The organism is Sphingobacterium siyangense (assembly GCF_023277505.1).
Taxonomy (GTDB): domain Bacteria; phylum Bacteroidota; class Bacteroidia; order Sphingobacteriales; family Sphingobacteriaceae; genus Sphingobacterium; species Sphingobacterium siyangense.
On the sequence record NZ_CP080574.1, the window covers coordinates 2,939,695 to 2,953,432 of the forward strand.

13 protein-coding genes are annotated in these 13,738 nt (G+C 40.7%); 9 read left to right on the top strand and 4 right to left on the bottom strand.

Annotation, left to right across the window (positions count from 1 at the left end; translation table 11 throughout):
• The first annotated feature begins 46 nt into the window (after positions 1 to 46).
• The 4 genes from K2F45_RS11870 (at position 47) to K2F45_RS11885 (ending at position 5,745) form a co-directional block, all read left to right on the top strand.
• Positions 47 to 601: a hypothetical protein gene (locus K2F45_RS11870; RefSeq protein ID WP_248933674.1), complete on the top strand. Its 555-nt coding sequence runs from the start codon at positions 47 to 49 to the stop codon at positions 599 to 601.
• Positions 598 to 2,721 (top strand): cation:proton antiporter, encoded by a 2,124-nt coding sequence (locus K2F45_RS11875; RefSeq protein WP_248933675.1) that lies wholly within the window; start codon positions 598 to 600, stop codon positions 2,719 to 2,721. Before K2F45_RS11870 ends, K2F45_RS11875 begins: the two co-directional genes overlap by 4 nt.
• A gap of 290 nt (positions 2,722 to 3,011) precedes the next feature.
• Positions 3,012 to 5,213, top strand: a complete 2,202-nt coding sequence (locus tag K2F45_RS11880) for an ATP-binding protein (RefSeq protein ID WP_248933676.1) — start codon at positions 3,012 to 3,014, stop codon at positions 5,211 to 5,213.
• Between the two features lie 169 nt (positions 5,214 to 5,382).
• Positions 5,383 to 5,745, top strand: coding sequence for a response regulator (locus K2F45_RS11885; RefSeq protein WP_248933677.1), 363 nt, complete (start codon positions 5,383 to 5,385; stop codon positions 5,743 to 5,745).
• Between the two features lie 90 nt (positions 5,746 to 5,835).
• Here the strand turns inward: K2F45_RS11885 and K2F45_RS11890 are convergent, their stop codons facing one another.
• From K2F45_RS11890 to K2F45_RS11900, 3 genes are all read right to left on the bottom strand, one after another.
• On the bottom strand, positions 5,836 to 6,201 hold the full coding sequence (locus tag K2F45_RS11890) for a response regulator (protein ID WP_248933678.1): 366 nt from the start codon (positions 6,199 to 6,201) through the stop codon (positions 5,836 to 5,838).
• A gap of 5 nt (positions 6,202 to 6,206) precedes the next feature.
• Positions 6,207 to 7,757 carry a PAS domain-containing sensor histidine kinase gene (locus K2F45_RS11895; RefSeq protein ID WP_248933679.1) on the bottom strand — a complete coding sequence of 517 codons (1,551 nt, stop codon included), beginning with the start codon at positions 7,755 to 7,757 and terminating at the stop codon, positions 6,207 to 6,209.
• 294 nt (positions 7,758 to 8,051) lie between these two features.
• Positions 8,052 to 8,348: a hypothetical protein gene (locus tag K2F45_RS11900; protein WP_248933680.1), complete on the bottom strand. Its 297-nt coding sequence runs from the start codon at positions 8,346 to 8,348 to the stop codon at positions 8,052 to 8,054.
• Between the two features lie 199 nt (positions 8,349 to 8,547).
• Here K2F45_RS11900 and K2F45_RS11905 point away from each other — a divergent pair, with 199 nt between their 5' ends.
• From K2F45_RS11905 to K2F45_RS11925, 5 genes are all read left to right on the top strand, one after another.
• The gene (locus K2F45_RS11905; protein WP_248933681.1) at positions 8,548 to 9,012 is read left to right on the top strand and encodes a DinB family protein; all 465 of its coding nucleotides are present in this window, start codon (positions 8,548 to 8,550) and stop codon (positions 9,010 to 9,012) included.
• Between the two features lie 159 nt (positions 9,013 to 9,171).
• Positions 9,172 to 9,768: a methyltransferase domain-containing protein gene (locus K2F45_RS11910; protein WP_248933682.1), complete on the top strand. Its 597-nt coding sequence runs from the start codon at positions 9,172 to 9,174 to the stop codon at positions 9,766 to 9,768.
• Entirely contained in the window at positions 9,710 to 10,264 is a 555-nt protein-coding gene (locus K2F45_RS11915) for a DinB family protein (RefSeq protein ID WP_248933683.1), read from the top strand. Before K2F45_RS11910 ends, K2F45_RS11915 begins: the two co-directional genes overlap by 59 nt.
• Before the next feature lie 107 nt (positions 10,265 to 10,371).
• A complete protein-coding gene (locus K2F45_RS11920) occupies positions 10,372 to 11,460 on the top strand; it encodes a S41 family peptidase (protein ID WP_248933684.1) in 1,089 nt (362 codons plus the stop codon).
• A gap of 254 nt (positions 11,461 to 11,714) precedes the next feature.
• The gene (locus K2F45_RS11925; protein WP_046676052.1) at positions 11,715 to 11,951 is read left to right on the top strand and encodes a hypothetical protein; all 237 of its coding nucleotides are present in this window, start codon (positions 11,715 to 11,717) and stop codon (positions 11,949 to 11,951) included.
• Between the two features lie 232 nt (positions 11,952 to 12,183).
• Here K2F45_RS11925 and K2F45_RS11930 read toward each other — a convergent pair whose 3' ends face one another.
• A complete protein-coding gene (locus K2F45_RS11930; RefSeq protein WP_248933685.1) occupies positions 12,184 to 13,731 on the bottom strand; it encodes a DUF6850 family outer membrane beta-barrel protein in 1,548 nt (515 codons plus the stop codon).
• Between the last annotated feature and the right edge of the window lie 7 nt (positions 13,732 to 13,738).

Consider the following 13,738-nt stretch of genomic DNA (forward strand, 5'->3'; position numbering starts at 1 on the left):
GATATTAATGACGTAAAAAAGAATGAAAGTAAAGACTATAATTGATATGATATTGATTTTTTTTCTGGTCGCATCTTGCGATTCAAAAACAAAATCTGATCTACAGGAGAGAGAAAAAGTACTTGTTCAAAAAGAGCGTAAATTTGCTCAAAAAGAAGCCGAATACGAAGCATTGCTCAATATGAGAGATAGCTTGAGGCTAACCAAATCGAAGCTTCTTACCATTGATACCATAGTTCAGCGCTGGCCGGATTCGATTTCCGGACAATGGAATAGTCGGCTGGTATGTCGCTCGTCTAACTGCAGCAGTTATGTAATCGGTGATCAGAGAAACGAGCATTGGGTATTTTTTGCGGACTCCACCGGATTGTTTGTCAGGGCAACAAGCCATAATAAAAACATACAGCTCTTTAAAGGTACTTTACAAGGCAATCAAATCATTCTCAGTAAATTGCTTAATCGCGATACCGAACAAATGGCCAAAATGCAGATTAACCTCGAAATGTTAGGATCTAAGATCATCAAAGGAACGCAGATTATACAGACCAAAGCTGATTGTGAAGCAAATTTTTCTGTTGAACTTACACCAAACGAAAAATGATTTTATCCAGTATACATCATCTTACATTCCCAATCGAGGATCCTTTGCTTAAGTTTTTTATAGAACTGCTGATTATACTACTGGTCCCACTATTGCTCAATAAAATTAAGATTCCGCATCTTCTGGGATTACTTGTTGCAGGCGCAGCCGTGGGGCCTTATGGATTCAATCTATTATCGCGCGATAGCAGTGTTGTAGTAACAGGAACAACAGGCCTGCTGTATATCATGTTTCTTGCCGGTCTGGAAATTGATATGGGAGATTTTAAAAAGAATAAATGGAAAAGTATTACTTTCTCCATCTATACGTTTGTAGCACCTTTTGCGTTGGGGTTTGCCGGAGGTTATTATATACTCCACTTTTCTTTACTGACATCGATTTTATTTGCAGCTTTATTCTCTTCGCATACCTTAATTGTATACCCCATGATCAGCACCTTGGGGATAGCAAAAAATTCTGCTGTCAATATTACAGTCGGAGGTACAATGATTACAGATGTGCTTACACTTTTGGTATTGGCAGTCATCGTGGGGCTATCCCAAGGAGATGTAGGTGCTGCATTCTGGTTACAGTTGAGTATTTCCATGATTGTTTTTGTGCTTGTTGTGCTCTTGATTTTCCCTATAGTAGCTCGGTGGTTCTTTAAGCATGTGTCAGATAAGATATCGCAGTATATTTTCGTCGTTGTCATGATTTATTTAGCTTCGATATTAGCAGAGTTGGCTGGGATTGAATCAATTATCGGGGCTTTCTTTGCCGGACTTGCGCTTAATAGGCTTATACCGCACACCTCTTCGCTGATGAATCGTATAGAATTCGTTGGGAATGCCATTTTTATTCCATTTTTTCTGATTAGTGTAGGCATGCTAATTGATTTCTCGGCATTCATTAAAAGCTGGGAAACCTTGGGCGTGGCAGCCATTATGCTATTAGCATCTATTGGGGGTAAATACATTGCAGCAATGTTGATACAAAAAACTTATCGCCTGAGTAAGGATGAGGGTAGACTTGTTTTTGGGATGAGTTCGGCATCAGCAGCGGCGACATTGGCAACCGTTATGGTCGGCTATAATATAATTCTCGGCCAGACTGCTGAAGGAGAGCCTATTAGACTGCTTAATGAACATGTATTAAACGGTAGTATTCTCTTGATCCTGATTTCTTGTACGATTTCGTCTTTTGTGACCATGTCAAGTGCACAGCGGATCGCCGAAGAGGCTAGGGAAAATACCGTCGCTGGAGATAAACTTCCTGAGGCGCATATTCTATTACCTATTAATAAACAGGAGATGACGGAGAAAATGATTAATTTGGGAATGTTAATACGTACAAAATCAAATAACGATCAGCTCTTTGCCTTAAATATAATCAGTGAAGATAATAACGAATCTTCGGTGAAGAATGCACAAAAAATCCTCGAAGCAGCGGTAAAGCTCGGTGCCGCGGCAGACGTAGAAGTTCAAGCAATTACGCGCCATGATAATGGCGTGGTAGGGGGAATTAATAATGTCATTAAGGAAAAATCCATTAGCGACCTGGTGATCGGCCTTGATAAGGAAAAAGGTTTTTCAACTTCTTTCATGTACAATTTGTACAATGGATATTTAAAAAATGAACATGTCAACTTGATGATTTACAGTGCGATACAACCTATTTCAACAGTAAAAGAATATGTGGTATTGGTGCCACCTCTGGCATATCAGGAATCTGGATTTTTTGAAGTATTATTGAAAATTTGGAATATTGCGCGTAATTCAGCCTCCTCTTTAAGATTCTATGCCACCCAACATACCATTCAGATTCTACAACGTGTTGTCAAAAAATCCGCAATAGAAGCTTCGTTTTACACAATTACCAATTGGACCGAAGTAGATACCGTAATTCGTGAATTAAAGTCAAATCAGGGCTTGATCGTTCTCATGGCCGACCGTAACCGCTTTTCCTATAGATCCCCGGTACATACAATAACACAATTTTTGAATGAAAACCGGATAGAAAACAATTATTTGCTCATTTATCCGTACACGGAAAATGATGCGGGAACCGCGGAAAAGCGCGCTGTCAATAACCATCAAGATTTTGCCGAAATCGGCAAGTTAATACAGAAAGTCTTTCGCTAAAGCATATTTTTTAGTCTAGTAGAAGCAGCAAGTTACTCTGCTTTTCAGACTAAGGGTTTTGCTCACAGACTATATGTACTTATTCCGCATTAAGCTATCCATTACTGGGGGGGAGGAATTTTGTGAAAGAGCTCGAAAAGTCTGGCAGTTCGTTTTTACTCAGGTTTTAAAGTGAAAGTTGCAGGTTTCGATAGGTCAAAATATTTTTGTAACTTAGTAAACATATGATAGCGTTGATGGAGAATAGCACTGTTGATTTTACCATATTTTATTAATATATAAGCAGCTTTATGCGTGAAATCAATTGTCATGAGGAAAAAATTCACCTGTGTGGAAATATACAGTCTTTTGGGTATTTATTTATCTTCGAAGACGATAAGTGTATCGGGGTAAGCGAAAACTGTGCAGCTATTGCAGGTGAAGAATACTCCGCAATGCTGGGCATGACGGTAGATGATGTTCTTCATCGGATAGTTCCTTCATTTGAACTTCGAGGACAAAACGTTGAAAAGGCTGTTTCAGACAGCATGTTTTCTAGGTATTCCGACCGTGTAACTATTCATCAAAACGACTATTTTTTAAGTCTCTATCGGTTTGATGGCAAAACTTTTCTTGAAATAGAGGCCTGCAATCCGCATGCTGTCAAAACGACCAAATTATATTATTATGCCAAGCATTTAGATGACCGAAGTAGCGGCAACTCTTGCTGGCAGGCATTGACTGAATTGATTAAGGACATTATTCACTATGATCGAGTAATGGTGTATCGCTTTTTGGAAGATAATAGTGGACAAGTTATTGCAGAGAGCAAGAGTGCTGATCTGGAATCGTTGATGAATTACCGGTATCCGGAATTCGATATTCCTGCACAGGCACGTGAACTTTACCGTATTTTTCATGCACGCCATACGGCAGATGTCGATGAGGAAGCGATTCCGCTGATGGGGCGGAGTGCCGATGATCTCGATCTTACACGCTGCAGCCTTCGGGCGCTTTCACCCATGCATTTACAATACCTTAAAAATGCCGGCGTAAAGGCGAGTGCAAGTTTTAGCATTATCGTAGATGATGAGCTTTGGGGGCTTGTAGCCTGTCAGAATCGGGAGCCAATGCACGTCGATCTTTCACAACGCCATCTATGTACCTTTCTTACACAATACGCTGTAAACAATTATCTGGCAGATTTTCAGAAGAAACAGGTGAAAGTTCAGAAAAATCTATCGCAGCTGAAGCATGATCTAAAAAGTGATTTGTTGGTCAAGCGCGACTTGTATGACGTGTTGGAAAAATATGCCGTGCGTATTATGGAGGTAATGAATGGGCAGGGGCTAATCATTAAACGTGATCGCGCGATCATGATGGTGGGTGAGGTGCCTGATAAAAAAATGCTCCGAGAAATTGATGAAAAAATAGCCACTGCAGAGTTTTTTGTGACTGATAGATTTAAGTGCGATGGTCCTTCCGAAGATGTTGAAATGTATCCTGGTGTACTACGAATCAGTATTCTGCCCGCAAATAACTGGTACTTATATGTCTTTAGGAAAGAACGTCTAATAGAAGAGACTTGGGCAGGGAAGCCGGAAAAAGTGATGCAGGTTGACGAAGATAGAAAAATTACCTTTCCTTCGCCACGTTCTTCTTTCGAGGCATGGAAAAAAATTACAAAAGGCAAAGCCGAAAAATGGCAATCTTCAGAACTCGCTTTTATCGAAAATATTACACAGATTATACAACAAGCGGTAGCACAGCGCGGGGGAGAGATTGATGAATTGAACAAGAAACTGGTGCGCTCTAATAATGCGCTTGATACTTTTGGCTACACGCTGACCCATGATCTTAAAAATCCGCTGACGACGATACAGCTCACTGCACAAATGTTGCTCCATAAAAAAGACATCTCTGAGGAATTGCTTGCAAAGTCAATGAAAAATATCTTGGAGGGGACGCAATTGATGCGGGATATGATGGATAGAGTCTACCAAATGTCAAAGGTAAATCATGTAGACTTTGAGTTCGAACCAATTAATCCAAAGTCCAAGATTGTCAATATCGTTGAAAATTGCAAACAGCAATACCAAGTCCCGCATTTAGAATTTATAATGGGTGAAATACTGCCTATATTGGGGGAGAGAACATTGATCTATCAATTATTTCTGAACCTTGTTGGCAATGCCATAAAATACAGCAGTAAGAGGCAAAACCCCCAAGTGTCCGTTGAGAGCATGCGGCAGGGAAATACGGTCCGGTATGATATCAAGGATAATGGAATCGGAATTGATTTGAAGGATGGTGACAAAATTTTTGAAATCTTTAGCCGAATGTCCAATACAGAAGGCTTTGAGGGTTCGGGGGTTGGCCTTTCCATTGTTAAACAAATTGCGAGTAAGCTCAACGCAGCTATTCACGTAGAAAGCGAATTAGATGTCGGCACTTCATTTTCAGTCGTCTTCAAAGATGTACCAGAACCAGATCGTATGCATTTAGTATCTTAAACGACCGAGAGTAGATTTTTATCCAATAAATTGTCTATCTTGTAAAATCTCAAAGAAAGATTATATAAACGGTTTGGTAACCAACTATCTGCCCAGCTTAGGTCTATATTTTAAATCCTCTATAAGACCATATTTTTCAATCATTGCGGTGTTTTTAAACAATCAAAAAATGAAAAAGAAAATTGTTGTTTGTGATGATGATGCCACCATCCTTAACGTTTTGGAGCTGGCGCTAAAGAATGAATTTAGAGACGTTTATTTAGTGTCGAAAAGCATAGAACTTATTGCATCTATCGAAGAAATTGACCCTGATATTATACTATTGGATATTGAAATGCCATGGTTGTCAGGTGGCGATATCCTTCGGGAACTCCGAAGTTCGGAAAAACATCAAAATATTCCGGTGATCATGATGTCTGCGAGTTCGCGTGGGAAGCAGATAGCTTCTGCGTGTGGAGCCGACGCTTTTTTGGCCAAACCATTTGAACTGGACGACCTATTACTCCTTGTGGATAAATTGGGCCAAGCGTAAGCGTTTAGCTTTGAATGATCACATCAGCTGCATAAAAGCACTTTTTTAAAAAGTGCTTTTATGTGTGCCTAGTCAGCGTGTACTTGCCGGCTAGTTTTTCAGTATGCTATTAATTTTATCAGTTATATCGGTTAAATCAAAGGGTTTTGCGATAAAGCCATTTGCTCCTAAGTTCCCTGCTATTTCTGGTCCATCGACGCTTGCCGATAGTACGATGATAGGCGTTTCTTTGATTTCGGGTGTGCTGCGGATAATTTTAATCAGCTGGTCACCTGAAATTATTGGCATCCAGAGGTCCAGCAGCAAGAGGTCTGGCTTATGCGAAATTAATTGCTTTGTCAGGTGCGTGCTATTTATTTCGCATATGACATTAAATCCTTCTAGTTCTAAAAAAAGCTCCAGCATCTCGAGTATTCCTCGGTCATCATCACAGATCATTATCTTTTTAGGCTGCATATTCTTTATTTGTTGATTACAATGGGTAATGTAAAATTAAATGTGGATCCTTCTCCCGGCTCGCTTTCGACCCACAGTGTTCCTTTGTGGTGTAAGATAATCTCATGCGAAACATAGAGCCCAATGCCTAAACCCGGAAACTTTTTCTGTATATGGCTGACACGAAAAAATCGTTCGAAAATTTTTTGTCTATCCTGATAGTTTATGCCCATGCCATAATCACGTACCGAGATTTTAACAAAGTTGGCTACCCTGTGGATACTAACTTCAACTTTTTTCGACTCGGGTGAATATTTAATTGCATTCGATAGCAGATTGTTCAGCACTTGGATAATCTGAAGCTCGTCGCCCTCGACGATACTACCTGTATTTCCTATAAGGAGGATGTCAGAATCAGGTGCCGCCAATCGCATGCTTTCAACGGCATCTTGAATGGTCTTATCGATCTCAAAAGGGTCCATGTGCAATTCAAGATTGCCAGATTGAATCTTAGACGTATCTAAGAGTTTTGAAATCAACAGATTCAAGCGATCGATATAAGCTGTGATTTTATCTAAAGTTGAGACATACTTTGGATCGGTGTTTTCAGCACTCAATCGCTGCAAGATCTGGAAGAGACCTTTAATTGTTGTGAGCGGTGTCTTAAGTTCGTGGCTCGCAATCGACAGGAAATCATCTTTACGCCGATCCTGCTCTTTCTTTTCTGTGATATCTTCGATGGCAATCAGGATCCGGTCTTTGTACTGGCCCTCGAATTCAACACGATAAGCGTTTAGCAGCATGACTTTTCGACCAATATGAGGAAAGATATGGTCTACCTCATAATCGATAACCGGGTTATTGGTGGGCAATATCTGAGTGAGCATCTCTTTTAACGAAGAAATATCCCACTGCTGATTACCAAGGTCAAATAATAGTTTTCCTACCGTTTCTTCTGTGGTGACTTTAAACGAGTTTAGAAAATGTCTATTGGCGCTCAGGACGATGTAATTGGCATCGAGTACCAAGAGACTTTCTCGTACTGTTTCAATAATACTGGACAGAAAGCTTTCTTTATCTTGAAGTTCTTTGGTTCTTTGCTGTATTTTGAGCTCCACATGGGACTTCTCTTCCCGAAGATCATGCTCCGCTTTTTTTCGATCACTGATATCATTTTGAACACCAATAAAATGAGTTACCTGACCTTCTTCATTCTTCACTGGTGAAATAAAAAGTTCGTTCCAAAAAAGCGTTCCATCCTTGCGATAATTTCGGATTTCAATCTTACATTCTTCGCCACGCTCAATAGCTTCTTTGATAATCTTACGTTCGGCTTGCGAACGGTCCTGAGCCTGTAAAAATCTGCAGTTGTGGCCAATAATTTCATCGTGGGCATAACCACTGATGGTTTCGAAAGCTTTATTGCAATAAATGATGGGATTATCATACTGCAGATTGTCTGTAATTATAATACCCGAATAGGCAGAATTCAATGCTTTTAGATAAAGATCTAGATCATTGTTCTTGTTTTCAATACGTTGCTTTGAATTGTTGATGCCGGAAGCATTTTTTTTCATATATTTTAAACTCCCATATTAATTAAGGTGTCCCAATTTAGTCGATAATTTTGAAATTGAAGCGGATTTTGGCATGTCTAAATTCAAAACCCGTATAAATCCCTGCTGAAAATATAAGAAAATATAATCAGTGCAAATGATATCAGGACACCTATTTTTGATCTGACTGAACCGATGTAACTGGAACGCGGAACTGCGGGCATTTATTGTCGCGGTTCAGCGCTGTATACTGACCTTGGGCACTTTTTCAGCTGTCGAAATCGCTTATACTGCAAATATTTCCGAATCACTGCCTTATTGATGTCTATTTCCTTTATGGTAATACGAAATGTGTTTGTTGATCCCTTGCGCCGCATCATTTCTGTCGGGAGATACCCTGACGGGGGCATATTGCAATGATACAATATCCATGCTGTCGATCTCGGGCATTTTAAGCGGGCGGTACCAAGAAGGTGGGTTCGTGAGATTGCCCGTCTCTTTGCGATCTGTTTGTTCTGTTGATTCCTGTACAGAACGTTGTTTCCAGCGTCTGTATACGAGCAGTGCCGCTCCGGCAACTGCCGTGATAACGAGTCCGATTTGTGCTTTCATACTTTTTTCTTTAAGAATTGAACCATTTCCTTTCAAATTGAACAATACTCGAATCAAAAAGTTCAATAAAAAAAGAATCAGCGTCTATGGGTGCTCTCGTAAGAAATTGCTGTAAAGCATCCGATTGCCGTAAATAAGCTTTGACAGTTTTAAAGATTCAGCTTATTTTTGTTCACAAAACACAGACAGTTAACAGGACATGGAATCACTCTTTCGCGCATGGAAAACGAGCCGGATGGCTTACCTTAAATTCTTTGAAAACTATTCTTTGGAACAGCTCAATCGCATTCCTGATGGCTTCAGCAACAACCTGATCTGGAATATCGGTCACATCATTGCCACACAGCATAAATTAATCTATATCGGATCAGAGCTAGAAGGACATATCCCTGATCAAATCTTCAACAGCTATCAGTCCGGAACAAGGCCCTCAGCAGCGGTATCCCAACAGGAAGCGGATCTGCTGAAAAGATTGCTGCTCGATCAGATTGAACCGACCATCCGTGATTTTAACAACAAAAAGTTTGTGACCTATCAGGAACGCACAACCGGAACGGGCTTCCATCTCACTTCGATTTACGATGCCTTCGAATGGAATAACTTTCATGAAGGCCTGCATTTGGGGTATATGATGAGCATTAGAAAGTTTATCTCGTTGGATTAATGCTCAACTCTTTTGCCTTTCTATTTTTAAACCCTTACCTTAGCGCATTACTAGACTTTATTTTTGCCCCACATATTGTTGTTCGGATGGCAATGATCTAGGGGTTTTATTTTCAATGGTTTGTACATGCAGTACGAAAGATTAAATAGGTGAAAACGAATGATTTTTAAAGCTCTTCGATCGAATATTGATGTTGATGACAGTTTATTTAATGATATATACCCGTCCAAAATAAAAAAATTGGCTGAACGCCACTGGACACCTGTTCATGTCGCAAAAATGGCTGCAGAGTACCTGGTTCAATCTCCGATGGACAAAGTGCTGGATATTGGTGCCGGAGCAGGAAAATTCTGCCTTGTAGGAGCTTCTTGTACCAATGGAATGTTTTATGGTGTGGAACAGCGCGAATCACTGGTGGAGCTTTCCAAAGGGTTGGCCGAGAAACATCAGGTGCAGAATGTAGCGTTTATTCATGCCAATATTGACGAGATTTGTTTTTCAGACTATGACGCGTTTTATTTCTATAACTCCTTTTATGAAAATATAGATACATCAAGTCCAATTGATTACGCGATACAGCCTGATCCAAAACTTTATCATGCATATACCGAGTGTCTGCGGAATCGGCTTGCGCTACTGCCTATTGGTACCCGTGTGGTTTCCTATTGGAGCGGTTGGGAAGAGATTCCCTGTAATTTTGATCTGGAGTATACGGCATGCGACGGTTTTCTCAATTTTTGGCGGAAATTGGGTTAAGGAGCCGTCGCTGTTTGATCGTATAAAAATTTCAAGACATGGAATCACTCTTTCGCCCATAGAAAACGAGCCGGTTGGCTTACCTCAAATCTTTGGAAACTATTCTTTAGAACCGCTCAATCGCATTCCTGACGGCTTCAGCAACAACCTGATCTGGAATATCGGGCACATCATTGCCACAGAGCATAAATTAATCTATATCGGATCTGAGGTAAAGGGGAATATCCCTAACGAAATCTTCAACAGCTATCAATCCGGAACAAGGCCCGCAGCAGCGGTATCGCAGCGGGAAGCAGATCTGCTGAAAAGATTGCTCCTCGAGCTGATTGAACCTACCATCTGTGATTTTAACAACAAAAAGTTTGTGACCTATCGGGAACGCACAACCGGAACGGGCTTCCATCTGACGTCAATGTATGATGCCTTCAAATGGAATAATTATCATGAAGGTCTGCATTTGAGTTATATGATGAGTATAAAGAAGTTTATTGTGTAGTAATATGTGCGGATGATTAAGGTATATCCTTTTTTAATTCGGCAAACTAGTGAATTATCCGTAAATTTAATCGCTGAATGAATCCCATCAAACGCTACAAAAATTCCATGATGACCAGATTGCTTTTATTGTTATTATTTTTATTTTCTTCGAGATATGCGTTTTCGCAAACGTTTAAAAATGACAATGTAAAATCATTTGTTGATAAATCCATTGAACTTATATCTGCCAATTCAATTCATAAAGAAAAACTTGAGGTTATTAAACGTGAACTATACAATAAAGCCCAAAATTTAAACTCGATTGATGAAGCCGCAATATTATATGAAGCCGTATTTAGGCAGCTCAACGATTATCATGGCGGTCTTAAATATAAAGGAAAAACCTACGGATGGAATCATCCTAATATAATAACCAATGTTTATCTGAAAAATAGGCTTAACAGGGAAAAGTGTACGTTTAGTGAGTTGATTGATCATAAAGTAGGATATCTCCGAATAGTTGGAAACAGCGATTTTGCATTTAAAAAAGTCGATAGTATCGCTGATGATATTGTGGCACATATCAATCGGATCAATTCCGCAGAAATTAAAGGCTGGATTATAGACTTGAGATTAAATACCGGAGGAAATATGTATCCGATATTACTCGGACTGCAAGAGTTTATCGGAAACAATGTCCACTTTGGAGGTTTTAGGGATGCAGGTAATCAATCTACTGGCGAATGGGAAATTAAGGCGGGAAAGTTGCTGATAGATGGAAATATGCTGGACAGAAAGTCAGCATTGATTTATCCGATTGCAAATGATATTCCATTGGTTGTTTTGACCAGCTGCTATACGGCAAGTGCGGGTGAAATGGTCGCCATATCCTTTATTGGACGGAAAAATACGTTTATTGTAGGGGAAAAGACCGCAAATTATACAACCGCGGTGCAGGGGTTTAAAATAAATGATCATGCGGGCATTAACTTGTCAACAGATTATGTGGTGGACAGGAATTTAAAAGTTTATAAATCCTCTATTTCGCCTGATTTTGAAGTCGTTGGTGGCGACAACCTCACAGCGCTGGAAAAGGATCGTAAAATAATCAAGGCCCTGGAACTTTTGGGGCCATTTATTCTCCGTACTGGCCTTAGTGATATTAACCTTGGCACTCCGCAGATCGACGTTTTTGCCAAAACCCTTGAGTGGTAGATAATCAATATGGCTCCGTTTTCCCATCCTTTCGAAATGGTGAAAAACAGACTTATTACTTCTTTACAGTTAAATTATGCTGGCGATTGCTGGAAGCAAAAAATGGCCATAATAACACTTTTTAACTTCTGACTATTGTTGTGTAATGGTCAGAAATTTTTATATTTACGACAGTTTAGCGAACATAGGGCCGATAATAGGAAAAATCTGGCTTTAATTTCGGAATACGCAATTATTAAAAACTTATACGGAATATGAAATATTACTTACTGACCTTTTCTGTTTCGGCTCAGGTGCTCACCAAACGCACTGAACTGATCAATTACCTTAGCCGGCATATTGCTGATCTAAAATACATTTCGGCAGATCTTCAGGATAAACTATGCACCATTACCATCCGGACATTAAGACGTGACGAAGGGGTTGTTCTTAATCTCTTGGCCATAAGAGGTTTCAAGGCATCTTTTCTATCAGCGACCGAAGGTCCCTAACCTGGGATTTAGCAAATTTCTGCGGCCCTGAATAGTGGGCCGGCTTAAACTTATCTGCTCAAAACTTTTGTTCGTTCGATAACAGCGATTTCCTCTTTCGCGGTAATTTGTAATTTAAGTTCTTCAATCGTCTAGTTGAATACATTAAAATTGCGGAGCACTAGATTTGGGCTCCGCAATAAGAAGGTTTTTAGGTAATCTTGCTGAAGATCTCCATTGCTGAAGATCTTCATCAGAACGTCAGTAGGCCTAGGGATAAGCTAGCCGAGTAACGGGATTTTCCGTTGTCACCATATCCACCAGGTGTAGACAGCGCTGTTTCCAGGCTGCCCGATCCCTTCAGATAAAGTTGATTGCTTTTCTTTCCGAAGTAGGCAAGCCGGTATTGTATGCTCAGGGCATTGACTACCCGATCGCGTGTTAAATACTGGTAGATAGGCAGGGCAATGCTGTTTGCAACAAAATTGCTCGAATAGCTTTTATCTGTATAACTCCATTCGTTTTTTACGCCAAAATTGTAGTTGGATGCCACATCAAAGACCCACCGCGACAGGGCTTTGTTAAAGCGGATGCCGATATCCATGCGGTCGACGATTTCTTTTCCCTGCGGTAGGGCATAGCGGTTGTCCCAGCCGGAATAACTTACGGTGGCCTTGGCAAACCAGTCGGAGCGATAGGCGCTGGTTTCTTTGGCCAATATATACCCCAAAGTAGCCTGGCTGCGTAGTGCTGTATTCAAGCTGCCTTCAAAAATAGTTTCATAACTGCGGTCGTCTGTTCGCTGCAATTGCTGGTATTCGGTATTGGAAATATCACAATACAGCAGGTTTAAATCGAAGTGATGGTTGTAATCGCCACGTTTTAAATCAATGGCCGATAATACCGTGTACTGATCGTATTGATGTTTGCCAGCCTTCATCGGATAGGTGCTGCCGTCGGTGGCCTTTTCCTCATGACGAAGGTAGCTTCCGGACAGCAACCAGCTGAACTGATCGGCGGTATAACGAAAGCTGAGTTCGCTGCCATACGCATGCGCAAGATAGCTGCGTTCCATATCTGCCGTCATAATGAAAGGTGATGCCCCGAGGTATTCGGCTAAGCCCAGAAGTTTATAGACGTTGTATTGTTGACTTCCGTTGGCACGTACCAGATTCAGATCATTTTTCTGATAATTATAAATGGCTGCAATCCCAAGCTGATGCCGCTTGCTGATTTTGTAGGAAATATTTGGGGCTAGCTGGATTTTATTTTCCGTATCCAGGGAACGTGGATCCATTTGTCGCGCTCCCGTAGCAACCTGATAGGAGAGGTCGAGGCCGGCACGCATGTGGCCACCGGCAAAGCTGGGGCTCGCTACTTTGAGGCCCATTGTATAAAACTGCTTATTCCAGTCGCCCTTTAGTGAGTCGACTAGCTGATAGGGATTGTCGGTAAATGGATTCACAAGGGAAGCATAGGCCAGCTCCTTCTCTTTCAATGTGGTAAAGTCAAAGCGACCATAGAGCGTCCAGTCGCCGGAACGCTGAAATTTCTCTGTCGAAAAATTGAGTCCCTGTTTCGATTTGCCTGTAAATGGATGTCTAAAATCTCCGCCTTCATAGAAGTAGCCTAAAGTGGTGTTTCCCACAGCCGGTAGGTCGAGCTCCCTCAGTAAAGCGCTGCTTTTGAGTTTTAACAGGCTTTCCTTTTCTTTGGAGTAGCTGATATTCGGATTTTCCTGTGCTTGCAGCTGCATGAAAGAGGCTGTAAATGCCAGGGAAAAAATATATTTTATGTTCATGATGCGC

What these genes read in the sequence shown, in the direction of transcription:
- K2F45_RS11885 (WP_248933677.1), top strand. Translation starts at nt 5,383, where the DNA reads ATGAAAAAGAAAATTGTTGTTTGTGATGATGATGCCACCATCCTTAAC.
- K2F45_RS11920 (WP_248933684.1), top strand. Translation starts at nt 10,372, where the DNA reads ATGATGACCAGATTGCTTTTATTGTTATTATTTTTATTTTCTTCGAGA.
- K2F45_RS11905 (WP_248933681.1), top strand. Translation starts at nt 8,548, where the DNA reads ATGGAATCACTCTTTCGCGCATGGAAAACGAGCCGGATGGCTTACCTT.
- K2F45_RS11895 (WP_248933679.1), bottom strand. Translation starts at nt 7,757, where the DNA reads ATGAAAAAAAATGCTTCCGGCATCAACAATTCAAAGCAACGTATTGAA.
- K2F45_RS11910 (WP_248933682.1), top strand. Translation starts at nt 9,172, where the DNA reads ATGATTTTTAAAGCTCTTCGATCGAATATTGATGTTGATGACAGTTTA.
- K2F45_RS11890 (WP_248933678.1), bottom strand. Translation starts at nt 6,201, where the DNA reads ATGCAGCCTAAAAAGATAATGATCTGTGATGATGACCGAGGAATACTC.
- K2F45_RS11925 (WP_046676052.1), top strand. Translation starts at nt 11,715, where the DNA reads ATGAAATATTACTTACTGACCTTTTCTGTTTCGGCTCAGGTGCTCACC.
- K2F45_RS11880 (WP_248933676.1), top strand. Translation starts at nt 3,012, where the DNA reads ATGCGTGAAATCAATTGTCATGAGGAAAAAATTCACCTGTGTGGAAAT.
- K2F45_RS11900 (WP_248933680.1), bottom strand. Translation starts at nt 8,348, where the DNA reads ATGAAAGCACAAATCGGACTCGTTATCACGGCAGTTGCCGGAGCGGCA.
- K2F45_RS11870 (WP_248933674.1), top strand. Translation starts at nt 47, where the DNA reads ATGATATTGATTTTTTTTCTGGTCGCATCTTGCGATTCAAAAACAAAA.
- K2F45_RS11875 (WP_248933675.1), top strand. Translation starts at nt 598, where the DNA reads ATGATTTTATCCAGTATACATCATCTTACATTCCCAATCGAGGATCCT.
- K2F45_RS11930 (WP_248933685.1), bottom strand. Translation starts at nt 13,731, where the DNA reads ATGAACATAAAATATATTTTTTCCCTGGCATTTACAGCCTCTTTCATG.